This is a genomic window from Streptomyces sp. 8P21H-1 (genome assembly GCF_013302945.1).
Window position 1 is genome coordinate 29,054 of sequence record NZ_JABTYA010000266.1, and the last position, 26,077, is coordinate 55,130.

Consider the following 26,077-nt stretch of genomic DNA (forward strand, 5'->3'; position numbering starts at 1 on the left):
CACGAGACCCCGGGAATCTGCCATGACGTCCCGGGGTCTTCTCTGTGCTCTGGGGTGTCCGACCGGTTCAACGACCAGCCGGCGGGAGTGTCACGCCCACTCCAAGCCCAGCTCCCGCAGCGCGTCCAGCTGCTCCGCCGTGAGCTTGTCCCGCCTCGTTTTGGTGTTGGAGATCCATACGCCCAGCTTCACGGCCACCGGCTCTGCCTCGCCGTCAACCGCGATCTCCTCAGCGTGGCTGCGGGGTACGGGCCGGTCCGCGCCTTCCCTCTCCACCCACTGCGTGAGGGCTGCCAGGCCGCGTTGGAACGCCTGCTGCGCCTTGCTCGGGCCCTTCGTCGCGCGCTCTGCTGCCGGGGCGGGAGACGGGGCCTGGTCGGGCTGCACCCCCAGCGCTGTCAGTCGCTCCCGCTGCTCGGGCAGGAGCTGCGCCCAGGTTCCCGGCTGCTTCTGCCGCTTCAGCCACTTGCCGAGGTCGTCGCCCTCGAACAGCACCCCGGGTTCGATGGCCGGCAGGACGCCGTCGGCGTCGACCAGGTCCGCGAGGACGCGGTAGTGCCGCTGCCAGTCCAGGGGCCACGGGCAGTTCCAGTCCTCATCGATCGCGGCTAGCTGCTGCGCGCGCTCCGCCGCCCGCTCCTCGTTCTTGCCCAGGCCGCCCTTGCGGCGCAGGTTGGCCATGTGCTGCCCGATGGGCACCATCGCCTCGCCCTCGCCCCACACCGCGTCCTGACGCGGAGCAAGGTGGCCGGTGGCCCGCCGGTAGGACCGGAGCGCGGCGAGCTTGTTCTCCCAGGCTTCCTCGCCCGGTTCCCAGACCATCCCGGCCTCCGGGGCGTCCAGCAGCGTCTTGCGCCGCTCCTCGAGCTCACCGGCCCGCAGGGCCTTCCGCTGCTGATGGACCCATCGGCCAAGCGGGAAGTCCTTCGTGACCCCCACCTCGACCTCCACGTCGTACGGGACGGCGTGGACGCCGGTGATCTCGTTCTCCGCCCGCCAGCGGATGAGGGCCTGGTAGCCCTCCAGCCACACCAGCGACTCCGGCCGGTAGACCCGGGTCCGCAGGAACGCCGCGATGGTCGCCGCGTCGCGGGGGCTGGAGAAGTGGAGCAGGGCTGCTTCGGCGGAGGCCTGGGTGTCGTCGTCCTCTTGGTCCTCGCCGTCGCTCTCGCCGCCGGCCCCGACGATCCGCCCGTCCTCATCGCGCTGGAGGTGGACCTTGCGCTTGCCGCTGGTGAGCGCACGGGAAGCGAGCTGCTCGACCAGACGTTCGTCATGCGAACGCAGGCCCTGCAATACGGCTACAAGGGGGCGGAAGCTGGCGCTGGCGACCATGTCGGTGGGGTCCTCATTGGGCTCCAGGAACACCGGCACGATGATCCTGGCGACCTTGGTGGAGCCGTCCTTGTTCAGCCGGAGCGCCCGGCCGATGTTCTGCACGATCTCGACCTGGGAGCCGCGGGTGTCGGCGAAGCAGACGGCTTCGACTCCCCGCTCGCCGGTGATGTCCACCCCCTCACCGAGCACGCGAACGCTGGCGAGGAACGCGCGGTGGACCCGGTGCCCGGCCGCGTCGATGCCGTTGGCGAACTGCCGCAGGACCTCGCGCCGCTCGGCTACGAGGTGGTCGCCGCACAGCCACGCCGACCACACGCGGTCCGGCGGGACGTGGCGGCCAGCCTCCAGCTCGTAGAACTCCGCGTCGATCGACGACTTCGGCAGCTTGTCTGCGACTTCTCATTTCGGTGTCACCAGTTGTTCTCATCTGGATGCCATGCATCTCTACTACTCAGGGCGCAGAAGCGGGGACATCTAGATGAGAACAACTGGTGACACCGTGTGAGAATCCCTAGCGCTTTGAGATGAGAAGGCCGTAGGGGTAGGTGCCTGAGCTGCGGTTTTATTGGCTCACTGTGCTGCCTGAGTGCTACGTTCCGCGCATCCTGAAGACCTCCACGTGCGCAGGGAAGACCATCAGTGGCGTCCCCGTCCGGAAGGTCGTCAGGACAGACCCCCACGCGGGTGGGGAGAGCGGCAGCCTGGGCGGGAACGGCGACGTACTGCAGGACGCACCCCCAAGCGTGGGGAAGGCGCGGACGAGGCGTTATTGACCTACCACTTGGAAGACACTGTCATCGATCAGCCAAACGGCGACGGCATGGAAGACCCCACAAATATGAGGAAGCCCCTTACTGAGCCGAGGTTACGAAGCTCCGCGATCAGGCTGTCGTTAGCCTATCCGGAGTCGGTCGTCTGCTCGATATTCCAAGCCAGCGAGCGGTCGATCAGTCTCGCGAGAGTCAGCCGCGCCGGTTCTCGAGGGCTGAGGTGAGCCAGTCCATGGCCTGCATTCCGGCGACGACGAGTCGACTCGCGTCGAGATGCGAGGGCGTTTTCAGCTGGTGAGCCATCTTGTTGCGTGTAGTGAAGAGCAGACCGAGTTCGGCCCACAGGGCGGGCCTGTCGACATCGAGCGACTCGCCGATCACTGCGTCCGCAACCGGGCCGTAGAGATCGATCGCCGATCCGTGGATCTGCTGCAACGACCGCAGACTGGGGGAGGAGCCAGCAGGCCGGCACGACTGTAGGGCCTGCTTCGCAAACGTCTCCGCCGCGATCGCAGCCAGCATGACCGCCATCCCCGGTTGGGGGCTGCTGGTCGACTGCGTCAAGTACCGTGCCTGCGACATCAGCGCACGCGGCGGTGACACACCGTCCTGCAACGCGCTCAGAGCCGCCTCAGCACGCAGCACTGGTGCGCCCCTGACCATGGGGTATCCGGGACTCAGCGGTTCGGATACCGCCAGATCAACACCGCGGGTCGTATCCCGAGCGGTGAGGGACAACATCCTCGGTATGTCTCCCACCATGCCGACATGAGGCTGTTCCACCCGTAGGGCATCAGACAGACGCGCGGCGCCGAATCGTATGGCTGCGACCGCCGCTTTCAGCTCGTCTCTAACCCTCGAACCGCCGGCGTCGGCCGGGATGCGGAACTTCGTGTGTGCCGTGAAGACGGCCGGACCCAGTGCCGTCGGCGTGCTGGCGTCCGCGCCCGACCAGCTGGCATACCCCGCCGTGGCAGAGCTGCCATCGAACTCCGGGAAGGCCAAGACCACGTCGAAGGTGCCCACGCACATATGCAGAGGCTGCCCGGCCAGAGCGGGCTCGATCTCGCCCATGCGGCCGATGGTCGGCTCGCTGGACGCCTGGAAGAGAGCATCGATTCGAATCTCATGCATAGGAGATCAATGATCCACCAACCTTCAGGGCATGAGCGTCCCATGCGGCGCAGCATTTTCCGCGCGTCATGTCCGTGACCGCTCGGATGCTGCAGCACACGCTGTGACCGGGAGCGTATCCAGATGATGCCCCGTTGCTTTCCCCCCGGGAGGAGTGATGCGCGGACACGCTGGGTTCATGGCGTACAACTAGGGTCAGGTTTGGCGACCGATGCAGGTAGGCCGGTTTTGGTGTCTGGGGGGAGTGGGCCATGGGGGGCGACTGGCAGATCGCCGAGCGGGAGCGCGGCTGGTCGTCATCGGACGGATGAATATGTGCCGACTGCGTCGGCGACGAACATCTGGCCGCTGCCCTGCGGGCTGCTCAACAACCTACCGGTAGTTCGTTAAATCCGGCGGTGGTGTGGGTTGACGACGGGTCGGGGTGGTCGTAGGCCGGTGGTAGGAGTCAACCGCTCTGCTGGGGGCTGAAGATGACTGCTCGCCGTCCGTGTCCGCCCGCGCCGGGGCCGCTGGAGGACTACGCAGCCCGGTTCGACGACCTCTTCTTCAGCCTGGCCCAGCGGCGGGGCTTTCGCGAGTACCTGACCGGACTGCTGGCGCCGCGGGAGCGGAACAAGACGATCACCTGCCTGGCCGGGGCGGAGCCAGTGGCCGGTGCGGGGAAGCCGGGGGTGCAGCGGCTGCAGTTCTTCCTGTCCGAGTCGCCCTGGGAGGCCGAGCAGATCAACGACCGGCGGCTTGAGCTGCTGCGCGAGGAGCCGGCGACGGCTCCGCACGACGGCGGGGTCATCGTGATCGACGACTCCGGGGACCGCAAGGACGGCACCGCGACCGCGAATGTGGGCCGGCAGTGGCTGGGCCGGCTGGGCAAGACGGACAACGGCATCGTCACGGTGACCACGGTGTGGACCGACGGCCGCGTGTACTACCCGCTGCACGCGACTCCCTATACCCCTGCCCACCACTTCGCCCGCGGCCGGTCCGATCCGGCTTTCCGCATGAAACCCCAGCTGGCCGCTGCCCTCGCTGCCCGGGGCAAGGAAGCGGGCTTCGGCTGTCGGGCGGTGGTCGCCGACTGCGCCTACTCCGTCAGCGACACCTGGTATCTGGCGCTGCGCGAGGCCGGCCTGGCCTACGTGGTCGCGCTCAAGCCGCACCGCGGCACCTGGGCTCCGGCCGACCAGCCGCACACTCCCATCGAGGCCGCCCATACCCTGACCTGGCGCGATGCAAGGCGTCCCGGCGACTGGACGCCCGTTGAGCGTCACTTCCGCGACGGGCACACCGAGACCTGGTGGGCCGCCGATGCCCGCCTGGGCGGCTACGGCCCCGACTCACCCTGCCGACTGGTCGTGGCCACCACCGATCCGGCCGCCCTGCCGGAGAAGGCCACCTGGTACCTGGCCACCAACCTGCCCCACCCCGACGCACCATACGCCGCCACCAGCCCGCACCCGCCCGCCGATCTGGCTGAGATCGTGCGCCTCTACGGCCTGCGGCCCTGGATCGAGCAGAGCTACAAGCAGATCAAGGACGAACTGGGCTGGGCCGACTTCCAGGTCCGCTCCGACCGCGCCATCCGCCGCCACCAGACCCTGGTCAACTGCGCCTTCTCCTTCTGCTGGGACCAGTGGTTCACCCCACCCGGCCCCCTGGACGCCACCGCGCCGGACCCCTGCCCCGACGAGGGGCCAGAGAGGGGGACCAGGCCCGTCCCACCAGCACCAACAGCCCTGCTGGCCCAGGGCATTACGCGCCATCCGCTCCTGGCTCACCCCCGCCATCACCCTCAACCTATGGTGGCGAGCTTGGACGGACAAGGACCCACCCTCCGAGCTCCAAGCCCTGATCGACGCGGTCAACACCGGACACGGCATTGACCTCTACCGCCGGATTTAACGAACTACCGGTAACGTGCCATGCTCAGCCGGTCGCTGGCCAGCCTATCCGCTATCAGTCACGGAAAATGAAACGTCCTGCCGACTCCATCGGTGGGCCGTCGCGAAGTGTCGAGCTTAACGCAAGGAATCAAGGAAAACTTGCGGCGGAAGATATGAATGACGCTCGATGTAGTGAATCACCAAGTTTGGTGCCACATATGAAATACCTGTAGAGGATTTTACAATTATCTCAGCGGATCCGAGACGAAACTCCTTCCCCGTAGGATAGGTGAGGACCTGTGAACCGGATCGAAATAGACAAAACTGGCACGTGTGATACCCCCTAGATAGGCCCGTGTGGAAGGTCGCCAAATATTTTAGTTTTTCAACTGCTGAAACGGGGGTGTGACCCCGGGGGAAGAACGGATTCTGCCAACCCAGCCATCCCACATTCATCGCGTTACTCACCTCGGGGCGATATACGTAAGGAGATAGATCGCGATAGAACATTAGCTCAAATCCTGTCTTTTGAAGATTATACACCTTTGGTGGGGCGTGCGAGTCCTAAATTTTTTCGCACGCCCCACCAAAGAAAGTACTAGTCGCTATGCGGCTATCTTTACCCCCTGCATGCAGCCCAGTGGCAAACTCCAGAATTTGGCTGGAGGAGGGTGTTGAGCGTATGCCTCCTGTCCACAGTTATGGAGCTGTTGAGGACAGTCAAACCTTTGGATGGGTACAAGGAGTAGTTCCGAACCCAGGCGCCTCCCTTGTACGTATTCACGGGCGACCTAAAAGGAACACCTGCTTCGATAGAGAATCCGTTCCCGTCTGAGATGGCGCGTCCGTGCTTGCTGTACATGTTCAATTCGGTTCCTTCCGGAACCTTTGTCCACCCGTCTATTATCCTCCACTTTCCATGCCCGGCAAAAACTTTTTCTCCCTTGGCGTTCCCGCCGATCATGATGCGATTACCGGCAGGACCGACCCCAGGCCCGGCAGCCCGCCCCTTACCGCCGGCACCAGACTTGGCGCCGAAGATGGCCGCAAGGGCACTGGGTACTTGATACTCGTTACTTGTGACGTCGTAACCCTGACTGGCCACCCAGTTGTCAAACTGGGTTCCGTAATTACAGCCAGATCCTCCAGGACCGCCATTCCCCCAGCAGTCGCTGTCAACGAGCCAGCCACCGTACTCGGCCATATGCGGGACATTGCTCACGACCCCGTAGAAGGTCTCTCCGACACTGGAGCACAACCCCTTCAGGAAGCCCCAGGAGCCGCAGCCGCCGTCCTTGTCACCCGGTCCCATGATGAGGGTTTTGCCGCTTCCACCCCCTGATCCCGTGTGCCCGGAGCTGTCTGTATGGGACGTGCCGCAGTTGATGTTGCAGGGACGGTATGGAACGGGTTTGGAATGGTCGACGGCCTCGTTGGGGCGTCCGTTTCCGGGTGTTCCGTCAGGTCGGCCCGGGCATGCTTCTCCTGAGCCGCCTGCTCCGCCGCACGCGAGACCCATGCCGCTTGGGTCGGACTCGGTGACGGGGCTTTGAGCGCCGTAACTGTAGCCGTTCAGGGTCTGGTGCCTGTCGAGTTCCAGGAGCGGGTCGACGCTGATGAACTGTCCCACGGCGGGGTCGTATTCACGGGCCCCTACATGAGTCAGTCCTGTCGATTCGTCCGCAGGCTTGCCCAGGAATGCCTTGTCGTCCGGCCAGGTGGTCGCCTTTGTGCCGCGCGTGCCGCCGAACGGCGTGCTGTAGCGCTTGGTGACCGCGTACGTGGCCGCGTCCAGGGCGATGCTTGATGTGCCGTGGTGGTCGGCGGCCAGGAAGCTGAGCTTCGTGCCCGAGACTCCGGAGGTCGCTGCTCGGACCGCGATGGTCTGACCGCTGGCACTGTAGTACCTCGTGCCCGACAGGGTCTTTGTGGTCCCCTTGGTCGTGAGCCGGACCTCTGTGCCGCCCAGGTAGAGGACCGTGTCGCCGTCCCCCTTGGCCCTGCGGATCAGGAGTTCGCCGCTGGCGTCGTAGAGGTAGTTCGTCTCTTTCGCGCTCTCGGTGAGCTTGCTCAGGTCTCCCTCAGGGTTCCAGGCGAGCGTCTGCTGGGCCGTCGCTCCGGGGCGGGAGGTGGTGTTGCCGGCGCTGTCGTAGGCGTAGGTGGCGGATTGGGCGCCCGTGGTCTTGTCCAGGGTGTGGGGCTTGGTGTCGGTGGTGCCGTCGTAGGTGTAGGTGGTGGTTTTGTCGCCCGAGGGCGCGTGCTGCGTCTCCGTCTTGCGCTGACCGCCGTCGGTGTATGTGTAGGACGTCCAGTACGGGGCCGCTCCATCGACGTTGGAGGTGCTACGGCCTGACGTCGCGCAGTCCGCCGTCTTCGGGGTCCAGGCTTCGGTCATGCGGCGGTAGCCGTCGTAGGCGAAGCACTGGTTGTCCGTCTTGGCTGTGCCGCCCTGGGTGCTGGCGTCGAAGACCGACGTGACGTTGCCCGCGTCGTCTTGGGCGAACTTCAGTTCCTGCGGCATGTAGCCGTGCACGTCGTCGGTGACGTAGGAGCGCGTCAGGCGGCGCGTCCCGGTCTCGTAGTCCCAGTTGAGGTAGGCCTTCTTCGCCGAGCTGGTGCCGTCCGTTGCGAGGGTGAGCTGACGCAGGTCGCCCTGCGGGGAGAATGCCGCGCCCTGCAGGTAGCCGCTCGTGCCCTTGGAGGTGAGCTGGCCGCCCGTCGCGTTGTAGGTGTAGGAGACCGTTTCAGCGGCCAGGCCGCCTACCGCGGGTGCGCTGGCCTGGCTGACTGTGCCGTCCAGGTTGTACCCGGTGCTGAAGGACAAGGTCTTCGGCACGGAGCCGCCGGCGACCAGCGGTTCGGTCTCAGGCAGAAGCAACTGGCTGGCGGTCGCTCGGTACAGCGGGTCGTACGCTGTGACCTTCTGGGTGTACGCCTTTCCGGCCATGCCGCCGTCGTAACGGATCGCGGTGTCCTGCTGTCCCTTCCTGAGTGTGTCGAAAGTCCAGGCCGCGAGCTTGTTGGCGTCCGTCTTCGATGCCTGCCACATGCCTGTCTTGCGGCCCAGGTCGTCGTACTCGTAGAGCAGCTTCTTGGCCGCGTCGTCGTTCGGGGTGGTGCTGACGACCTGGTCCAGGTCGTTGTACTCCGTGACGCTCCTGCCCTTGTCCGGGTCCGTCACGGTGACCTGACGGCCGAACAAATCGTACGAGTAGGACCACTTGGTCTTGTCGGGACCGGTGATCGTCTCCTGCTGTCCGGCAGGGGTGTAGGCGTAGCCGGTCGTCGTGTAGTCGGTGCCGGTCGGGGTCGGGCCGGCGTACTCGCGGCGCTCTGTTGTCTGTCCCAGGGCGTTGGTGACCGTCGTGGTGGCCTGGCCGCCAGCCGGTGCTGTGGTGGAGACCGAGTCACCCGTGTAGGCGGTGTTGATCGTCCAGCGGGTGACGCCGTGAACCTTCGTCACCGTCTTGAACGCGCGGTCGGCACCGTCGTACGTCGTGTCCGTCTGGAGTGGGGCCTGACCGCCGTCCGTCTGCACCGGGGTGCCGGAAGGAGCCGACGTGTTGTCCCAGATGTCCGACTGCTGACTTACCGCCAGGCCCCGGTCGTCGTACAGCGTCAGCGACACGAGCCGGCCACCGGCCGGACTGGGCGTCTGCGTCTGGCGTGAGCGCAGCAGGGAGTCGTAGAACTCGTAGCCGGTGTTGTAGCCGGAGCCGTCACCCTTGAGCGTCCCTGTGGAGACCCAGGACATGGCCGTGTTGGTGACCTTGTAGTCGTAGACGTAGTTCGGCGTCTTGCTCAGGGCCTTGGAGCGGTTGGGCAGCCAGACCTTGACCACCCTGCCGAGGCTGTCGTACTCGGACTCGGTGATGTTGTTGTTGGCGTCGGTGGTCTTCAGGACCGCGCCGGTGGCGAAGTCCGATGCCGTAACCGTCTTGTGCGTCTTGATGTTGGTGATCGTCGTCGAGGTCAGCGGACCGGTGGCCACCGGATCGTAGACGGTGTTGGCCACCACCGCGCCGTTGGCGTCCTTGACGACGAGGACGCGTCCGAGCGTGTCGTAGGTCGTCGTGGCGGTCTTCTGCCAGAGGGCTGCGTCATCGCTGCCGTAGGATTTGGCCCGGCCGGTCCACGTCACGTCACCCTTGGTCGGCTTCTGCGAGGCCGACCACGTGGTGGCCGTGGTGTCGTCGTAGACGGTGGCGGTGTCGGAGACGACGTCACCGGAGCGTTTGGAGTCCGCTGGAAGGTCCAGCGCGGAGTCCGCCGTCGCGCAGGCCTTGGCCACGGTGCGCGTGCGGGACACCAGGGAGTTGATGCCGCTTTCGGCATTGCGGGCATACCAAGTGCGGGTGCACTTCTCGTCGCCTGAGACGGCGTCATCGCCCTGGTCTTCGACCTTTTCGGCCATGCCGTAGTCGTCGTAGGTGGTCTTCACCGTGCGCACCCGGTCGTACGGCGTCGCCTTGCTGGTGATGTTGGTACGGGTGTGCGTGGCGTCGGTGCGCACGAAGTACGCCTCGGTGTCCGCGTACGACTTGTGCTGGGTCGCCGTCCGCTTCGACCAGGGGTCGTTGACGGTGCCGGTGACCTCGATGTCCCCGTTGTAGCTGGCCGTCTCGCGGGTGAAGCCCGCGTACTGGTCAAAGTCGGTGACCTCATTGGCCTTGATCCCGGAGACCTTCACGCTCTTGCGCGCGTCCGGGTCCACAGTCTTGCCGTCGGAACCAAGGACACGGTCACCGTTCATACCGCGCAGATAGACGGTGACGGTCTTGCTCTGGGTGCGGCCGGAGACGCCGGTGAGGTGGGTGACCTTGCCGTAACCGCGCCATATAGACCAGGTGCGCTCCTTGGCGGGCGTCATCGGATCCTCGTTGTAGCGCCAGGCACCGCCGTCCGAGGAGTACTGATAGGTGTGCTGCACCGCCTCCGAACCGCCGAAGGGGTCCGTCGTCGACACCGACGTGACCGGGTACTTCTGGAACCAGTCGAGGATCGGGGTCTTCCCGCCGTTGGGTGACCAGTACACCGGATAGCAGCGCTTGGTGTTCTGGTCAAGCTTTGGCTTCGTGCCGCCGGCCGTGCACTCGGAGGGCGCGTAATTGACGATCGTCTGCGCACCTGTCTCGGAGACGACTGTCTTGATACGGGGTTTGTCGAGCGGCAGGATGTCATCGGCTGTACCGTCCACCCGGTTGGACATCATCACATGGTCGAACTTGACCGGGTCCAGCGCCAGATCGGTGCCGCGCTTACCCGTGTGCTTGATCTCGTCCAGCCACAGCGACTGGTCGGTCGAATCACCCGTGTCGCCCGGATCCAGATAGAGGTGCTTGAGCGCCCAGGCGTCCACGCTCTCGTAGGCGGGCGTCGTGGCCTTCGCGTTCCACGCGTACGTGGTGACGGTGGTCAGCCGCTTACGTGTGAAGAACGTCGGACCGACGTTGCCGGTGCATTTATCGCCGTCCTTGCAGAGCGCGTCGAACGGCACGTCCGGCCAGTTGTCCCGAGTGTCCTCGGTCAGCGAGTCACAACCGGTCCCGGAGGCCAGGCAACGCTCGGAATAGCTGAAGACCACCTTGTTAGAGGCCACCGGCGAGCCGGAGAACAGTTCACCAGCCCGCTGCCCGTAGCGGATCTCCTTCAGATAGCCGCCGCGCACGTAGTCGGTGCCGGTGTTGTCGTCGCCGAGCTTGTCGTAGTTGTTGTGCTCCGCGGTGTACCAGTACGACGTGGCGTTGCCGTGAGTGTCCTCGACGTAGTCGAGGTTCCAGCGCCAGGCCTGCTTCTTGGCACGGCCGGAGAAGGAGGTACCGTCGGAGTGGCCGGGCTCGTCCTCGTCGTCGCCGAAGACCGGCACGGTCCACACCGACTGGGTGCGGTCGTCCGTACCTGCGCCGTCGAGCTTGTTCAGACCAAAGACGTACTTGGTGCCGTCACCGGTGACGACGGTCCAGTGCTCTCCGTCGTCGTCGCCGTTCTCCGCACCCGTGGAGCGGGTGACGGTGGAGGCGTCGTCGTTCTTCAGCCGCCATGTGCCGCTGGTGTCGTCCTTGACCAGCTCGCTCGCCTTGCCGTTGAGTACGAGTGAGGCGTTGTCGTACTTCCAGCACAGGTCGTACTTCTCGTCCTGGCCGTCGTCGTCGCAGGAACCGTACTTACGCTCGATGAACGACGAGGTCAGGTCGAATCCCTCGCCGACCTGGCTGCCCTGGTTGTTCGAGTTCGCCGTACGCCCGTCCACGGCCCCCGAATCGTAGGAAAGTTCCAGAGACGGCTTTGACCCGGCCGCTGCGGGTGGCACCCGCAGCGGGTACGACCAGGTGAACGAACCGGACGAGCCGCCCGCTTCCCAGGTCGAGGAGGCGGACAGCGGCGTGGCCTTGTAGTCACCGGAGCCTGATTTCGCGGCCGCCGCCAGCGCCAGCGTCATCGGCGCACCGCTGGAGGACAGATCCAGCGCTACCGACAGCTGATTTTTCTGCCGGTCGTTGGTGGAGTCGAGGCTGTCGGCCGTACGGCACTTCGCCGCGGCCGGATCGGCCGGCGCGCAGTGGGGCAGCCGGCTCAGTGCAAGCCGTCCCGCCCAGTCACCACCGTACGCAGAGGCGAAGGCCGAATAATCGATGCCCAGCTGAGTCCTGCCGCCGCCCTTCGCGCCGGTGACCTTGAGGACCACGCCCTTCACGCCGAGCTTCGCTGCCGTCTTCTGGTCCATTACCTGGACGGTGACGGTCTTGGCGGCTTTGCCGTTGAGCGGCGCGGCGACCGTGAGCGGCAGCGAGCCGGGTGCCGCCTTGGCGGCACCCTTGCCCGGGATGGTCAGCGACGCCTTCCCCGGTTTTGGCCAGCTGACCTTCTGCTGCTGTTCTTTACGTGCGCGTGCGGCCGCGGTGCGGTCGGCCTCCGCCGCCTGTGCCATCACGGCGGCGGCCTTCTTGTTTGGTTTCGCCGTGAACGGTGAGACCTTGGTGGCTTTCGGCGCCTTGAGGTCCGGTCTGCCCAGCGGATCGGTGTCCGCGGCGAATGCGACGGGTGTCAGCAGGCCCGGCAGCATGGCTATGCCCACGCCTAGGGCGACGTGCCGCATCCAGCGGCCGTTGCCGGTTTCCGGTCTGCTTCTGGGCAGCCGGTACTTCCCCAAGGGGTTCATGGACCTGTTCTTTCTGCGGTCGGCCGAAGAAGGCCGCTCGCTCTGTGTTCCCCTCTGGCGGGGGACGGGGCGGTAGGGGAGCAGATACGTGGGGGAGGAGAAGGGAAAGGACGCTTCGCGGCGTGGTGCGTACGCGCGGTGGACTGGGATGCGGCGGTGTCTGGTCCGTCCCCAAGTGGGTCCGGACCAGACACCGCATCAGCCGTACATCAGCGGCCGCCGCAGGAGAACATCAGCGGGTGCCGCCGCCGATGACCTGTGAGGAGATCTGGTCCGCGCTCATCGCGCCGGTCCACACCCGCAGGTCCTCCAGGGCGCCGGGCAGGTGGTGTTCGGTGGTACCGCCCTTGCTGCCACGACCCGCGGTGATGGTACCGATGCCCTGCTGGGCGGTGGAGAAGCCGGACGCACCCTCGGAGGGCTGGTCGAACTCGCTGACGAACAGGTGAAGCTGCCCGTAGCGGGTCTCGGTCTTCGAGGAGTCCGCCGGATCGCTCCACTGCCACGCCTGCTGGGCATCGAAGACCCCGGTGACCTGCACCCAGGTATCGGTCTCGGCGGCATCACCACCGGGTACCACGGCGCTCTGCGTCACCTTGCCGTCAGCGCCGACAGCGCTGCGGGTGAACTTCCACTGGTATACGCCGACGGCCTCCTTGACCACCCACAACGCCCACGAGGACTCACCGGCCGACGCCTGCTGCCCGGCCACCTGCGCCTGGTAGCCCACCGGCTTGGCCTCAAGCTTCACGGAGTCCAGCTGGACCCGGGCGGAGACGGTGAACGAACCGCTCTCATCGACGACCGGGCCGGCCGCCGAGACATAGCCGGCCTGGCCGTCCAGGACGAGCGCGTTGTTCTCCGCGTCCAGGACGGCCCCCGCCGCCGACAGCTTCAGATTCGGCGCCGGATAGGGCGTGAGTTCTTTGACCTCGGTGCCGGCGGAGCCCGCGGCATCCCAGTGCGCCACCAGCTCGTTGGCCGCGACGCCGTTCTCCATCAGCTGCGCCTGCTCGGCGATCTCGTCGCCGGTCAGCGCACGCTGCCACACGGCGCTCTCGTCCAGGCGGCCGCGGAAGTACTCACCGTAGAGTCCGCCGACCAGCGAGCGGCCGAACTGCAGACCGCCGGAGGAGACCCATGGGGTGTACGCACTCGACAGTGAGCTGAGCACCACGGGGCTGCCCTGCGGTCGGCCGTTGACGAACAGCTGGATGGTGTCGTTCGTCTTGTCGGCGTCGCCCTTGGTGTCGAACACACCGGCCAGATGCGTCCATACCTTGAGCGGGGGACCCGCGGTGTCGGAGACCGAGCGCAGGTACACCGCGCCGTCCTTGGCATCGGTGGCCGTCCGGTTGAACACCCACTTCTTGTACGACGCCGAGTAATACAGCGTGAATGCCGAACCGTTCGTGCCCGGAGCCGCCATCGCCACGTGGGTCTGGGACGTGTCGGTCAGATACGCCCAGGTCGAGACAGTGAACGAGTCCTTGGTGTTCACCGCGGCCGATGCGGTCGCCGCGTACTGCTGCTGGGCCGGGTCGGTGCTGTCCAGCCACAGTGAGGAGTCCGCATCCCCGCGACGGGCCAGCGATGACCAGCCCGCACTGCCGTGGAGCGTGGCGTCGTGCCGGGTGCCCTCCGTCGCGCTGTCCTTGGCCACCGTCACGCCCGAACCAGACGCCCCGTCATCGAAACGCCAGACGCCGGCGGCTCCGGCCGCGGGAGCGACCTTGAAACTGAATTCGGTCGGCGTGCCCCACCGGTTGCGCACGTCCTTGGCCTCCACCGACAGGACCTGCGTGCCGGACAGGGAAGGTGTCACACTCACCGAGGCCGTCGACCCGCTGGCTGTCCTGGTCTCCTTCGCCGAGGAGGTGAGCAGCCGCCAGCGGTAGCCGGTGATGTCGGTGTCGGCCGCGTTCGGCTTGAAGGTGAACGTGCCGGGGACTCCCGGACCGCCCTTGCCTTCGCACAACGCGGCAACGCACTCGCTGTACGGGGAACCCGGCGTGATCCTCGGGGCCTTGGGTGCCGTTGAGTCGATCTTGAAGTAGCACCAGGAGGAGTACGAGGAGAACAGATTGCCCTCCTTGCCCCCGTAGGACCAGTGCGACTGGGTACGCGACTTGAGCCGGTACAGACCGCCGTCCGCCCGGTTGGAGGTACGTAGTTTCTCCAGGGTGCCGTCCGGGTCCCAGCCCGAATCCGGCCGATAGCCCGACCACACCTCGTGCCAGGCGGCATCGTCACCGCGCTCGACGATGAACTCCGCCTGCAGGGATCCCTCCTCGTCGCCCGCGTTGTGCTCGACCTTGGTCTGCACCCGGGCCTGCACCATCGGATCGATCCGCGTGACGGTGAGCGGGTCCGACGAGGACGTCTTGCAGTACGCGGTCGTGCCGTCGCCGGGGATGATGCCGACATCGGTGGGAACGCCCGGTTTGTAGGCGTAGTTGACCTCCAGTTCGGCGTTGTCGTCGAACCGCTTCCAGGCCTCGGGATCGTCCTCGTCCTTCGCCCGCAGCATGAAGGTGAGCCGGGAGATCTTTCCGTCGGCGAATTTCCGCACCGTGGAGGCCAGGTTTTCGTCGGTCTCCTCCGGGTTGTCGTTGAACTCCACCCACTGGTCAGGCTGTTCCGGAGAGCAGTTGTCACCGCGCCCGGCAGACACGTGGCGGTCGCCCATCTGGTCCAGCTGGGTAGGACCGGGCCAGCGGGTGCCCTCGGAGATGTTGTTCGTGCGCTCCAGATCGACCCAGTGCGGACTGCAGGAGAACGACCAGGTCTCATACGCGCGGAACGTCGCATCGAGAACGTGCTTGCCAGACAGTTTCGACGGCGAGAACTCGAAGTACATGCGGTTGGTGTAGTTGTTGCCGCAGTAGTAAGGACCGGAAACACTGCACCGGCCCACCCCGTAGTCGCCGTTGAACTGCCAGAACTTGTCGCCGTCCGAGGACAGCACCGTCCGCTCGGACACCCCCAGCCCCACGGACGGGTCGATCCGCACGGGATAGACCGTGTCCTTGCCGCGCAGCAGCCCAAGGTCGGGCTCGACGGAGATGGTCTGCTCATCGACGCGTACCGGCATCACCGCGCTGGCATCGCCGGCGCGGGGCTGGGTGCCCTCCTCGACCGGATCCGGCCGCTCGCCCGGAGCAGCTTGCGCGAAGGCGGCCGTACGGGCGGCCCCGGTCCTGGCGGCCGGTTCATCGACCTGGCTCGCGGAGTCCCACATCTGTCCGGCGGGACCCTTGAAAACGGTGTTGCCGTCCTTGTCGACGGCCCGCAGACCACCGCCCGCACCCGGCACCACCTGCAGGCCCTTTGCCGACGCGGAGAGCTTGACCTGCTCCAGCGCCGGATCCGCGGCCGCCTCGGCGGACTTGACGACGAGTACCTCGCGGTAGCCCTCGGCCGTAGCGGTGAGCTCCAGGTCGACACCTGCCAGCACATCCGGGTACACGGCCTTGGCGCCGTCCAGGCGCGGCTCGGGCAACGACCCCGGCCAGCCGAGCCGCAGCGAACCCTGCTCATTGCCCAGATAAATCATCTCGCTGCCGTCCCCGCCACCCGAGAAGGAGACATCGACGACTGCGGACTTGGGCCCCACGGTCCCGTCCGGACGCTGCTCAAGGGTCGGATCGACCGTCTGCCAGCTTCCGTCCTCCCCCTTGACGCGCTGTGGCACCGCGGACTGCGTAAAGCTGAACGTCCCGTCCGGATTGGCCAGGGTCGTCGAGTACTCGGTGCGCTCCTCGGTGACCTCCACCTGCTCGCCAGTGGCCATGGCTCGGGCTGTCGCGCTGCGGTGAGTCGTCTCACCGCCCGCTGCGGACCGAGGCGCCGCCTGGGCCGCCGAAGCCGGGGCCGTGAACGTCGGCAGCGACGCGAGCATCGCCAGAGAGGTTATTCCGGTTGTAAAACCGATGAACCCCCGAGACCGTCTTCGTGGTGTTGCCCCCGACGCAACGTACCAGCGTATTCGCACTTCCCCCACCCTAACTTCACGCGATCTTCAGATGTGCCGGAACAGTACATAGAGTTCCGGTTCATCGGTCAAGCGTGAGGTCAAGAGCTGTACGAACGCCACGCTACGGCTTGCCGCCTGAGGGCGGCTCACCCCTTGGGGAGGTGAAGCTCCAGGGAGTGGCAGGGCTGCACCACTCCCATGAGCGCTGCGTTACTGCCCAGTTCAAGTTGCGGCCAAACCCGCCCTGCACGCCGCCGGGCGGTAGGGCTGTTTGTGATGGGAAGGCCAACCGGCGACAGGCGAAAGCCTCACCTGCACTACTCCTCAATCTTGTGGCTGAAAACCATCATCGGATTACCGCTCTTTCAAGATCAGCACCCGAACAAGCTCAAGGTAAGTTGCAAGCATGAATAAGGGGACAGTGTGATTTGCACTCCGGTCCGCAGCAGTCGGCCCAAGCCTCGCGCCCGCACGGCACGGTGGTGTACGACGCCGAAGCGGTAGTTGCACGATAGCGTGACCGTTTGAGCCCGCACTCGCGAAAACCCGCTGCAGCACGTCTGCAACCGGCAGACGGCGGTCGCAACGCACCGCGCGGAAACACGGCCGCGCAGAGCGCGCCTACGATCCCGATCGTGCTGCTCGTCCCGCGCCTGGTGCCTGCCGTACGTGGACCAGATCTAGGGTGCGAGGGGTGCGGTCTTCGGCTGGAAGCTGGTCATCGAAGAGCTGTCGCATGAGCAGGTGATGGACTGGAACAGCCGAGCCGCTGCGATGACCAGGTCATGCTCGGCTGCATCGAGCGCTGAGGCGAGCGTTCGGCGCAGCGACTGTCCGCCAGGATGCTGATCGCGAGGTGCGACGCTTGGCGGGGCTTGGGCGCTAGGCCTCAACTGCATGCTGCGATAGCAGATGTGAACAGCAAGGTGGCCGGTGTCAGGCAAGGCTCACATGGCCGGTTTGCGCCGTTCGCTTCGGGCCCGGGGTCTTTGAGGCCGCACTCGTCCATAACAAGCAGTCGGACCGCGAATCACATGATCAACAATTTTCGGCAGGGCCTTTGAAGACTGTGGCATGACACTGTCGAGTAGGGCCCGTCCGGTGCGCTGGTGGCTGTTGGGGGTACCGCCAGTGCAGTTCATCAGTGTCGCGGTGGTGCTGCCAGGCTGCCAGGGTGTGCGGACACCAGCCGGTCGAGCAGTTCCTTGATCTGCTGGGAGGAGTGTCCGCACAGGCGGGCCACGACCTCCATGTCCGGGGTGTTGCCCACGGCTGTGGAGAGGGCTCCCTTGGGGGCCAGGTGTGCCCAGGCCCGGAACGATGAACCCCCACGGGTATGGGGAAGACGCCGAGCGGACCTTCGGCAGTATCAACACCCTGGACAGACCCCCACGCACGTGGGGAAGAGACCGTTGGCCCAGGAAAATCTGTTCGACGACGGGAGACAGACCTCCACGCGCGTGGAGATGGCCCCTTGCTGGCCTGCGAGGCCGACTTTATCGATAAAGAATTTTACTCATGTGGTCCGGGTGGCCGTCAGCAGTGCCTTCTGCCGGAGGGCAAGGCCAAGCACGCGAATCGGCTTGAACAGGCGGGCCAGCCATCAGCAGTGGCGTTGTCGGACGAGCCGCACCTCTCGGGTGGCAGCTTGCCCCGACGGCTATGGACGCGGGCTGGTTAGTGGCTGTTGCCGGTGAGGGTTCCGCGCAGCACCAGCTCGTCGGCGGTGCAGCCGCGTCGCTGCGCCATTGCGTGGAAGGTTTCCCGCTCGCGCTGCCAGGACAGGGCCCGGTCGGCTGCCGTCCGACGGATGTACTCATCGGCGGACAGGCCGAGAGCGGCGGAGTGGGCGGCGATCGCTTCTCGTTCCGCGGCCGTGAATGTCATCGTGGTGGCCTCCTTTGGCCGGTGGGCCTGCTGCTCGGCGGGGAGCGGGGCGTTAACCCGCGCAGGTCATGACGCTAGCCGTTGCGCGGGTTTCAGCTGACGCTCGCTGCGGGGCGGGGTGGGTGTTGATCCAGGAGAGGCCGCCGAGGTCGAGGTGGTGGCGGGCGCGGGTGACGGCGACGTAGGCGAGGCGGGCGTCGGTGTCACTGACGGGTTCTGGGATGGGGCGTCCCTGGCTGTCGAGTTGGTCGGTGTCTTTGGGGGGCGGGAAGTCGTTGCCGATCCGGACGGTAGGCCATTCGCGGCCTTTGGCGGTGTGGGCGGTGGAGACCGTGACGTCGGCGTGGGCCTCGTCGGTGAGCTGGTCGACGGCGGTGAGGATGGCGTCGGGTCCGTGGGTGTCAACGAGGTCGACGAAGGGTTGCAGATCGCGTCCGGCGGGGTCGTGGGCGGCGTAGTCCTGCAGTTCGCCCCAGGACGGGAAGAGTACAAGTTCGGGGTGGGAGGTGCGGCGGCCGCTCTTGAGGTCACGGGCGGCAAGGGCCAAAGAGGCCAGTTGCGAGCCGCCTCGGGTGAGGGCGACGCGGTGGCCGGCGGCGAGCAGTTGCATGACTTCGGTCATGGCGCCGATGTTGGTGCGGCACAGCACCGCGTCGGGACGCTGCATCGGACCGACTTCGGTGGCGATGGCTGGGGTGCCGGTCAGCCGGATGGGGGCTTCGGCGAGGGTGAGCCACCGATTGGCTTCTTCGGCGAGCAGGGGGCCGAAGCGGAAGGAGCGGGTCAGGGTGAGTGGGATGGCGTCGAAGCCGGTCATCACGTCCCGGGCGCCGCGCCAGCCGTAGATGGCCTGGGCGGAGTCGCCGACCATGACGAGCTGGGCGTGGGCGCGCTGGGCGGTGAATACTTCCTCCAGGACCGGGTTGGTGTCCTGGGCCTCGTCGAGGAGGAGGAAGTCCGCTTCGATCCTTGGCTCGGTGAGGGCCCACATCTTGAGGTAGTGATCGTGCTCGAACCGCACGGCGCCGTGGTCGGGGCTCTGCAGGTCGTTCCAGGCTTTGCGGGCGAACGGCAGTACCTGCCCGGCGAGTTCGGCGTGGGCGCCGACGGTGTTGAGGCCGCGCAGGGACGGTACGTGGTGGCGGGCCAGCGTGCGGTCGGCGGAGTAGCAGTAGCGGGACACGGTGCGCAGCACGGTGTGGGAGAGCGTCCGGGAACTGATCTCGTGGTCGCCGATGCGTACCGGGCGGGTGATGCCGAGGGCCTGGCCGGTCTTCCAGGCCGGCTGGCGGGGGCTGCCCAGGCGGCTGGTGTAGCGGTGGCCGAGGGCGGCGTAGGCCGTGGCGTGCGCGGTCTTGCACGTCACGGTGCGGGGGAAGCGGGTGGCGGCGTCGCGGGCGATGTCCTTGTTGAAGGCGAGGTAGCAGCCGCGGCGCGGGGTGCCGGCAGCGAGCAGGCCGAGGGTGCTGGTCTTCCCCGTTCCCGCACCAGCCTGCAGAACGAGATGGTGCCCGCCGCGGAAGGCGTCGGCCGCGTGGGCCTGTTCGTCAGTGGGGGTGTGCACCAAGGACTCCGTGAAGAGGGAAACGAGAAGGATGAACGCGGGCCACGTCGATGGCTGACCGCCCCGGGAAGCGGCAAGGACAGCTCCTTTACGGCGTTGCCGATGGGCTGTGGTGCTGCCTCTCGTGCAGCAGGGCGGCTGCGCCTGCGAGGACTTCCTCGGGGGCGTGGTCGGTGAGCAGAGGCATGAGGCGCTCCTTCAGGCGTCGGGCGCGGCGCTCCTCCTCGCGGGCAAGGGCGATGGTCACGTGCTGGCGCAGTACGTCGCCGGGACGCTGTCCCCGGGCGGCCGCGTCCCGGCGCAGGGCCCGGCCCGCGGTGCGGTCGAGCGCGACGTTGAGCAGGACCTGCCGGTGCCGGTCGGGGTAGTGCGTGCTCAGCACGTCGATCGGCAGATGCGTGTCCAGCCGGCGTCGCAGCAGGTGCAGGGCGGCGCCCGGGCTGAGGGCGCGCTGCACCGCCATCAGCCGGGTACGGTCCGCGTTCACGGCCAGCCGGCTACTGCTGCGGACATACCGCAGTTCGCCGGGGTCGGCGGGCCTGGTCAGCAGGATCTCGACGGCATGACACGGCGTTACGGGCGCACCGCTGTCTGCGCCGGCCCGGAAGGGCCGGGGCGCCGGACGCGGGTGGGCAGGCGGGCGTGGACATGTTCGTGATGGTGCAGCGGGTCGAAGGGCTCCCAGTCGGCCACCGCCAGGTCGCCGGCCGTGGGCACGGCAGCGTGCTGCAGGCAGCGCTGAGCGCGCCAGCGCAACTGCTCGGCATAGGGGAGACCGGCAAGGTCGTAGACGGACATGACCGCGGCAGGCAGAGCCAGCTGACCGCTCTGCGCGGTGGCCGGCAGCAGCGTCCAGGTACCGGGCAGGGCGCCGCAGGAGAGCAGGTGGTTGGTGCAGCGCTGGCGCCTTCGGGTCTGGGCGACGCACTGGATGTCGTCCACCGGCCGGGCGGCGAGGTAGTGCACGTACAGCAGCCGTACGATCGGACGCGCCGGACGGCAGGCCCGCACACCGTCTCCGGCCACCGGGCCCTGGGCTACGGCCGGGGGAGGGACGAAGGTGCCTGCGTCGATCAGGCGGCGGGTGTTCACAGCCAGCGACCGGCGCAGCCCGGCCAGTTCGGCAGGGGCCGACGACACGTCCCGGGCGGGGCAGACGGCGGCGTGCGGCAGACGGCACCAACTGCTGCCGTCCCCGGCCGGGTAGGCGTCGCCGGAACTGACGTGCCAGCGGCAGTCGGCGGGCACCTGGGCGGCTGGCAGTTCGTGCGGGTGCAGGCGCACGGGGCGCCGCTGCGGGCCGGTGCCGCGGGGATACCACTCGATGCGGTTGCCGCATTCGCGGCATCGGCCGCCCTGGCCGCAGCGCAGCAGCCGACTGGCGCCGTCGGAGGAGAGCTGCAGGGAACGGCGAGTGCGAGGGGCGGCCTGGCGGCCGCCCTGGTGCCGGGGCACGGGGGGTGGTGTGGAGCGCATGCGGGCGAACCTTCCAGCCAACACGCCGGAACCACGCCCGCAGCACTGAGAGGTCGCCCGGTCGGCCTCATTTCCTGAGGCAGGTGTGCGAACGGCCGGTCGCACGTTCGGGGAGCTCTCGCCGGTTCGGGTGATCTGCTGCCGCCGTGCGGGCCGGGCGTCAGTCCTCAGAGGAGCCCGGCAGGTCGTGCCCGCGGCACAGCGTGCTGAAGAGCTCGTCGAGCGGCGTGCCCAGTGCGTGGGCGAGGGCGTGCCATGACTTCAGAGTGCCGATGGTGCGGCCCTGCTCGATCTCGATCAGTGTGCGTCTGGCCAGGCCGCTGCGGTCGGCGAGCTCGTCGTAGGTCCACCCGTGAGCGGCCCGCAGGCGCGCGAGCTCCAGGCGCAGCGCGTTGAGGTCCGGATCGGGCGGCAAGATCTTCACCCGTCCATCCGACGGTGCAGAACCCTGCCCTGTCAGTGCAGACCTCTGCCCTGTTTCTGCAGGTGACAGCAGCAGCGGAAGGGCAGAGGTCTGCACTAAGGTGGGGCGCCGCCCGCAGCCCTAGACGGGACCGGCGCGCAAGCTACAGGAGGAACACGCGCCATGAGGCTGCGCACAACATGCACGGGCACGCCACGCAGCTGGACCGTGGAACTGCACTCGCACCCCCATGGGCTGGTCCTCGTATGTCAGCACTGCCCCCATGGCAGTACACAGGTCGCAGCCCCCATGGCCCGCTCGGTAGCCCTCGCCCATCTGGCCCGCCACGCACGCAGCCATCTCCTCCCGCTCCACCTGCGGACCTGCCAGTGCCGTGAACGCGGCTGCCACTGGCACTCCCGCCACCGCGGCTGCACCGGCCCCATCCGCCTCCTCCTCGCACGCGAACGCGGCGGACGCGTGTGGCGACTCGCCGACACCTGCAGTGCCTGCGCCGCAGCAACAGAACAAGCTGCTGTGGTACCCGACACCGCCCTGGCCCGTGCGCCACGGTCGGCCGCGCTCCAACGGCACAAGCGCCAGCCCAAGGGCCCTGGCGAGCGAATCCGGGTCTGCGAAATGCTCAACTACCTGGCCGCCGCTCTCCCTGAAAGCACCACAGCCGCAGCGCGCCTGCTCGCTCTGCAATGCGCACTCCGCATGGACGCCACCATGCACGTTCAACTGGCCCGCGGCATGCTGCGCGGCCAGCGTCTCGACAGCCCGGACCTATGGCGGGAGTTGGAGCGAACCCGATGGCTGCGCAATAACCCCTGGAACGCCACAAACAAGATCAGAGCAGAACTGCTCGATACCCCCCTCCTCGACCAAGCACCGGCACGCCGCGACCGAACGCAGGCCGCGGACTGGGCACTGCGCGTCACGTCCTCCACATCGGCACAGAGAAGAGCCGACCCGCTGCTCCAACTGGCAGCCCTCTACCTCATCGCACATGCAGACCCGGGAACCAGTACCGGCCATGCCGACCTAGCTCAGATGGCGCGCGCCTGTGGAACCCGCTGCGCGCAACTGTCCGACCTGCTCGGACAACTGGCCGCGATGGAACTTCTCGCATCGTGGCAGGTCTGCCACCATGGGGGAGACCTGAGCTGGCACCTGGCCCGTTGAAGCAGGGCAGGGACTTGACGGCGCCTACGGGACCTGTCCTGGATTAATGATCATCCCAGCGCACCTCAGTCATTGCCGGGAAGAAGCGGGCACACGTAGATCTCGCCGCAGCGGAGGACCGAGGCGCCCGGGCCGTCGTCCGTCGGCGGGTGTGTCCGATCCCTGAGAGCGGGCGACCAAGACCTTGCGGTAGGCCGTGGTGATGTTCGGGTCGCCCGCGGCGACGAGGGGTGACACGTCAGAACCCGAACTGCCCTGGACGTCACCTGTCCGCTCCTCCCTCGGGCCAAGCAGCACGAAAGGGAAGCAAGATGAGGAACAAGCCAGTGGCTTATCGGCCACCACCAGGTGGTGATCAGCGTAGGTCGCGGGCTTCCCAGCCTGGGGGAAGTTTGGGCAGGCCGATAAGGGCGTCGATGTTGAGATGTTCTTGGAGGAGGGCTTTGAGGCCGCGACCGTCGATGAGCTGCATGCGACCGGTGCGCTGGGCGAAGTCGTGGCTGGCTTTGCCGAATGAGGCAGTGGTGACAAGGATGCCTTTGGCGGCGGCTTTGTCGTGCATGACGCCGGCCAGAGCACGGACGGCTTCGGCTGGCACCGTGTTCTTGGTGCGTTTGGCCTGGATTATGCAGAGCCCGCCCATGATGGGGTCCTCGTTGGTGGCGACCGCGTCGACGCCGTCGTCCCGGGAAGCCTGGGTGACCCACGCTTTGAGCCCGATCTCTTCGAACAGCCGCCGGACCAGATGCTCAAACTCGATCGGGTCCAGCGAGAGGAGATCAGGGCGGTTGTCGAGGCCGGCCACAACATCGACTTCAGGGGCCCGCTTGTAGCGGCTCAGGTCGAAGGTGACCACCGGACGCACCGGCTCCAGATCGTACGGGTGCTGGGAGACGATCGCGTTGAGATGCCGCAGGCAGGTGACCGGGTCGAGTTCCGGCTCGTCGAGCACCAGGTCCTCGAACGTCTCGCGGCTGCTGCGCACACTGACCAGACACGGCCTGATTGCCTTGCCCGTCGCCCGGTCCTTGGAGTGCACGTGCCCGTTGAACGCCACCACGTCCACCAGCGACGGGGGAGTAACCGCGAACGCCTCATCAATCGCCCGCAGCGCAAGACGTGCCACCAGGGTCCGGTAGAGATCTTTGACCTCAGCATCCTTCCGCGCCTGCGGCACCACCGCAGGCGGCACGGAGGCCTTGAACCGGTAGAGGACCGTCGTCGGGGCCACCTCCTGGCCGGGCAGGTCAATCTCCAGCAACAACTCCCGCGACTCGGGTGCGAACGCAGATCGCCACGCCCCCCCGCAATCCTGCTGGATACGCCACCGAGCCGAGGACTTCATCCACGGTGGCCATCAGCCCTTCAGGACCTTCCCGCACCAACGCTTCCGCCACCGCGATCCGATGGGCGTGTAACCCGGAAGAACGTTGCACCAAAACGGACTGCAACCGCTCCACCTGCTGCTGCACAGCCTCGGTCCGCTCAGCTGCTTCATTACGCAATCGCTCAACCTCGTGCTGTCTGGCGAGCTTCACCGCCTCCGCCGCAGCTTTCACCTGAGCCTTCTTCTTCAGCTCTGCTTCACGCTCCCGAGCGGCCTGACGCTTCTCCAGATCCCGTACTACCTGATCCGCCTTACGCGCCTTCTCCACCTCCTGCTGTTCCTTCGCTTTCCTCGCGCGCGCCCACTCCTGCGCCCGCTCACGCTCCCGCTTGGCCGCCGCCCGCTCCCGCTCCCGCTGCGCCAGCGCAGCGGCCTTCTCGATCCGCGCCCTCTCCTGCTCCTGACGCTTCGCCTCGGCCGCCTTCTCTTTCTGCGCCTGGCGGTACTTCTGCATCAGCTGAGCTGTCAGCGACTTCTTCTGCGCCATGCCCACCCCCTGTTTTGTAGGTCAAAGCTGCCCCATAGCCGCGCTGCACAATCGAACCGCCGGCCCGGCGGCTGCCCCGCTGAACCCGTAGCTGCGCCGGGCGCCCTGGACTTCGGCCGGCCACCCCGGCATGACCTGCGCGAGATCACGAACGCGATCCTGTATATCGACCGCACAGGCTGGCAGTGGGCCTACCTCCCGCACGACTTCCCGCCGTATCAGAGTGTCTATGGCTATTTCGCCAGATGGCAGAGTAACGGCATCTTCGCTCAGCTCAACGGGTTGCTGGGAGAGTTGGTGCGCCAGCGGGCCTGATGCGCCCCGGCGCTGGCGGCCCGCATGTCGGCTGAGCGGAGGAGGCCGGCCGGGGCGGTGGGGGTGGGCGAGGGGCGCCGAGTGTCCGGCCCCCTACGTCTTTTTGGACAGGACGTTTGTAAATGGGCGGACACTGGAGAGCGCGGATCCCGATTCCGGGGTGCGGGCTCTTCGATAGTTTCACCACGTAGGACACGGTCTTACATGATGACTCGGGCGGTGCGTGCGGCTGTCAGCCAGTGAGGGAACTCCTGCAGGAGCCGGTCGTACAGCAGCCCGTCATCAAGCGTGCGGGGGTCGCGGCCGGCGTGGAAGAAGCCCGCGTTGTCGACGATGCGGCAGGCGGGTACGGCCAGGGTGTCGAGGCGGTGCAGGAAGGCGAACTCGTTGTCGTCGGGGTCGCCGAATCCGACGAACTGCCAGAACAGTGGTAGTGGAGCGGCTTTGCACAGGTAACGTTCGGCGGCGGCTTTGCTGGTGGGTCCACCGTCCGTCTGGAAGACGACCAGAGCGGGGTCGGTGCTGCCGGATTCGAGGTAGTGGTCGATGACCTCGTCCATGGCCCAGTGGTAGTTCGTACGTCCCATGTGCCCGAGGTTCTCGTGCAGTTTGTTGATGCGGCCCGGGTAGTTGCCCAGGTGCAGGTCAGTGGATCCGTCGACGTCGGTGGAGAAGAACACGACCGGTATGGTGCCGTCGTCGTCGAGATGGGCGGACAGGGACAGGACCTGTTCACCGAAGTGCTGCATGGTGCCGTCTTTGTAGTAGGGCCGCATCGATCCGGACCGGTCCAGGACCAGGTACACAGCGGCGCGCACTCCCTCGAGGCCGTGCGTGCGCAGGCTTGAACCTGCCCTTTTGTAGAGACTGACAAGGTCCGGGGCTTCGGCCTGCACCTTGGACAGGCTGATCGCTGGAGCGGTCTCATGGGCTTCGGTCATGGTCACCGTTTCTGTAGCGGGTGCGGTCACCATCGTGCGTGCCCCTGGTGGCAATGCGAGATCGCGGCTTCACCTTTGGACGGCCGGTGGCGACAACCGGATAATCACGTTACAGAACAGTCACTGTCCACCAATAGCCCCACACTGTCCGGCATTCACGGGCCTATTC

Annotated in this window: 15 protein-coding genes and 1 pseudogene; 3 read left to right on the top strand and 13 right to left on the bottom strand. The window is 66.7% G+C overall.

What is annotated here, in order from left to right:
* Positions 1-90: 90 nt before the first annotated feature.
* Both HO151_RS05670 and HO151_RS05675 read right to left on the bottom strand, forming a co-directional pair.
* Positions 91-1,653 (bottom strand): Helicase associated domain protein, encoded by a 1,563-nt coding sequence (locus HO151_RS05670; RefSeq protein ID WP_368039436.1) that lies wholly within the window; start codon positions 1,651-1,653, stop codon positions 91-93.
* A 647-nt stretch (positions 1,654-2,300) separates the two neighbouring features.
* The gene (locus tag HO151_RS05675) at positions 2,301-3,182 is read right to left on the bottom strand and encodes a hypothetical protein (RefSeq protein ID WP_173895001.1); all 882 of its coding nucleotides are present in this window, start codon (positions 3,180-3,182) and stop codon (positions 2,301-2,303) included.
* Between the two features lie 533 nt (positions 3,183-3,715).
* On the opposite strand from HO151_RS05675, the gene HO151_RS05680 reads away from it, so the two are divergent.
* Positions 3,716-5,125, top strand: coding sequence for an IS701 family transposase (locus tag HO151_RS05680; protein WP_173895002.1), 1,410 nt, complete (start codon positions 3,716-3,718; stop codon positions 5,123-5,125).
* A gap of 619 nt (positions 5,126-5,744) precedes the next feature.
* On the opposite strand, the gene HO151_RS05685 is transcribed toward HO151_RS05680, so the two are convergent.
* From HO151_RS05685 to HO151_RS05715, 8 genes are all read right to left on the bottom strand, one after another.
* The gene (locus tag HO151_RS05685) at positions 5,745-12,284 is read right to left on the bottom strand and encodes a putative adhesin (protein WP_173895003.1); all 6,540 of its coding nucleotides are present in this window, start codon (positions 12,282-12,284) and stop codon (positions 5,745-5,747) included.
* 232 nt (positions 12,285-12,516) lie between these two features.
* A complete protein-coding gene (locus HO151_RS05690; RefSeq protein WP_254594763.1) occupies positions 12,517-16,077 on the bottom strand; it encodes a LamG-like jellyroll fold domain-containing protein in 3,561 nt (1,186 codons plus the stop codon).
* Positions 16,078-17,401: 1,324 nt separating this feature from the next.
* A complete protein-coding gene (locus HO151_RS07610; RefSeq protein ID WP_302479553.1) occupies positions 17,402-17,530 on the bottom strand; it encodes a hypothetical protein in 129 nt (42 codons plus the stop codon).
* 407 nt (positions 17,531-17,937) lie between these two features.
* On the bottom strand, positions 17,938-18,147 hold the full coding sequence (locus HO151_RS05695) for a hypothetical protein (protein WP_173895005.1): 210 nt from the start codon (positions 18,145-18,147) through the stop codon (positions 17,938-17,940).
* A 52-nt stretch (positions 18,148-18,199) separates the two neighbouring features.
* Positions 18,200-19,711, bottom strand: coding sequence for a UvrD-helicase domain-containing protein (locus HO151_RS05700; protein ID WP_173895006.1), 1,512 nt, complete (start codon positions 19,709-19,711; stop codon positions 18,200-18,202).
* An 88-nt stretch (positions 19,712-19,799) separates the two neighbouring features.
* The gene (locus HO151_RS05705) at positions 19,800-20,198 is read right to left on the bottom strand and encodes a hypothetical protein (RefSeq protein ID WP_368039437.1); all 399 of its coding nucleotides are present in this window, start codon (positions 20,196-20,198) and stop codon (positions 19,800-19,802) included.
* 86 nt (positions 20,199-20,284) lie between these two features.
* Positions 20,285-21,187: a DUF6083 domain-containing protein gene (locus HO151_RS05710; RefSeq protein ID WP_254594764.1), complete on the bottom strand. Its 903-nt coding sequence runs from the start codon at positions 21,185-21,187 to the stop codon at positions 20,285-20,287.
* A gap of 160 nt (positions 21,188-21,347) precedes the next feature.
* On the bottom strand, positions 21,348-21,611 hold the full coding sequence (locus tag HO151_RS05715) for a helix-turn-helix transcriptional regulator (RefSeq protein WP_173895007.1): 264 nt from the start codon (positions 21,609-21,611) through the stop codon (positions 21,348-21,350).
* A gap of 288 nt (positions 21,612-21,899) precedes the next feature.
* On the opposite strand from HO151_RS05715, the gene HO151_RS05720 reads away from it, so the two are divergent.
* Positions 21,900-22,778, top strand: coding sequence for a hypothetical protein (locus tag HO151_RS05720; protein WP_254594765.1), 879 nt, complete (start codon positions 21,900-21,902; stop codon positions 22,776-22,778).
* Positions 22,779-23,133: 355 nt separating this feature from the next.
* On the opposite strand, the gene HO151_RS05725 is transcribed toward HO151_RS05720, so the two are convergent.
* Together HO151_RS05725 and HO151_RS07485 are read right to left on the bottom strand one after the other, a co-directional pair.
* The gene (locus tag HO151_RS05725; protein WP_254594766.1) at positions 23,134-24,042 is read right to left on the bottom strand and encodes a restriction endonuclease; all 909 of its coding nucleotides are present in this window, start codon (positions 24,040-24,042) and stop codon (positions 23,134-23,136) included.
* Positions 24,026-24,652 carry a hypothetical protein gene (locus tag HO151_RS07485; RefSeq protein WP_254594773.1) on the bottom strand — a complete coding sequence of 209 codons (627 nt, stop codon included), beginning with the start codon at positions 24,650-24,652 and terminating at the stop codon, positions 24,026-24,028. Before HO151_RS07485 ends, HO151_RS05725 begins: the two co-directional genes overlap by 17 nt.
* A gap of 105 nt (positions 24,653-24,757) precedes the next feature.
* Between HO151_RS07485 and HO151_RS07490 the strand changes: the two are divergent.
* Positions 24,758-24,958, top strand: a pseudogene (locus tag HO151_RS07490) (transposase); the annotation flags it as partial.
* Between the two features lie 209 nt (positions 24,959-25,167).
* On the opposite strand, the gene HO151_RS05735 reads toward HO151_RS07490, so the two are convergent.
* Positions 25,168-25,908, bottom strand: coding sequence for a VWA domain-containing protein (locus HO151_RS05735; protein WP_173895009.1), 741 nt, complete (start codon positions 25,906-25,908; stop codon positions 25,168-25,170).
* Positions 25,909-26,077 lie beyond the last annotated feature (169 nt).

Excerpts from the sequence above, each read along its gene's own strand:
- HO151_RS05675 (WP_173895001.1), bottom strand. The coding sequence starts at position 3,182 with ATGGGCGAGATCGAGCCCGCTCTGGCCGGGCAGCCTCTGCATATGTGC.
- HO151_RS07485 (WP_254594773.1), bottom strand. The coding sequence starts at position 24,652 with ATGGCGCAGAAGAAGTCGCTGACAGCTCAGCTGATGCAGAAGTACCGC.
- HO151_RS05695 (WP_173895005.1), bottom strand. The coding sequence starts at position 18,147 with ATGACATTCACGGCCGCGGAACGAGAAGCGATCGCCGCCCACTCCGCC.
- HO151_RS05690 (WP_254594763.1), bottom strand. The coding sequence starts at position 16,077 with ATGGCCACTGGCGAGCAGGTGGAGGTCACCGAGGAGCGCACCGAGTAC.
- HO151_RS05685 (WP_173895003.1), bottom strand. The coding sequence starts at position 12,284 with ATGAACCCCTTGGGGAAGTACCGGCTGCCCAGAAGCAGACCGGAAACC.
- HO151_RS05680 (WP_173895002.1), top strand. The coding sequence starts at position 3,716 with ATGACTGCTCGCCGTCCGTGTCCGCCCGCGCCGGGGCCGCTGGAGGAC.
- HO151_RS05735 (WP_173895009.1), bottom strand. The coding sequence starts at position 25,908 with ATGACCGAAGCCCATGAGACCGCTCCAGCGATCAGCCTGTCCAAGGTG.
- HO151_RS05710 (WP_254594764.1), bottom strand. The coding sequence starts at position 21,187 with ATGCGCTCCACACCACCCCCCGTGCCCCGGCACCAGGGCGGCCGCCAG.
- HO151_RS05720 (WP_254594765.1), top strand. The coding sequence starts at position 21,900 with ATGGCCCGCTCGGTAGCCCTCGCCCATCTGGCCCGCCACGCACGCAGC.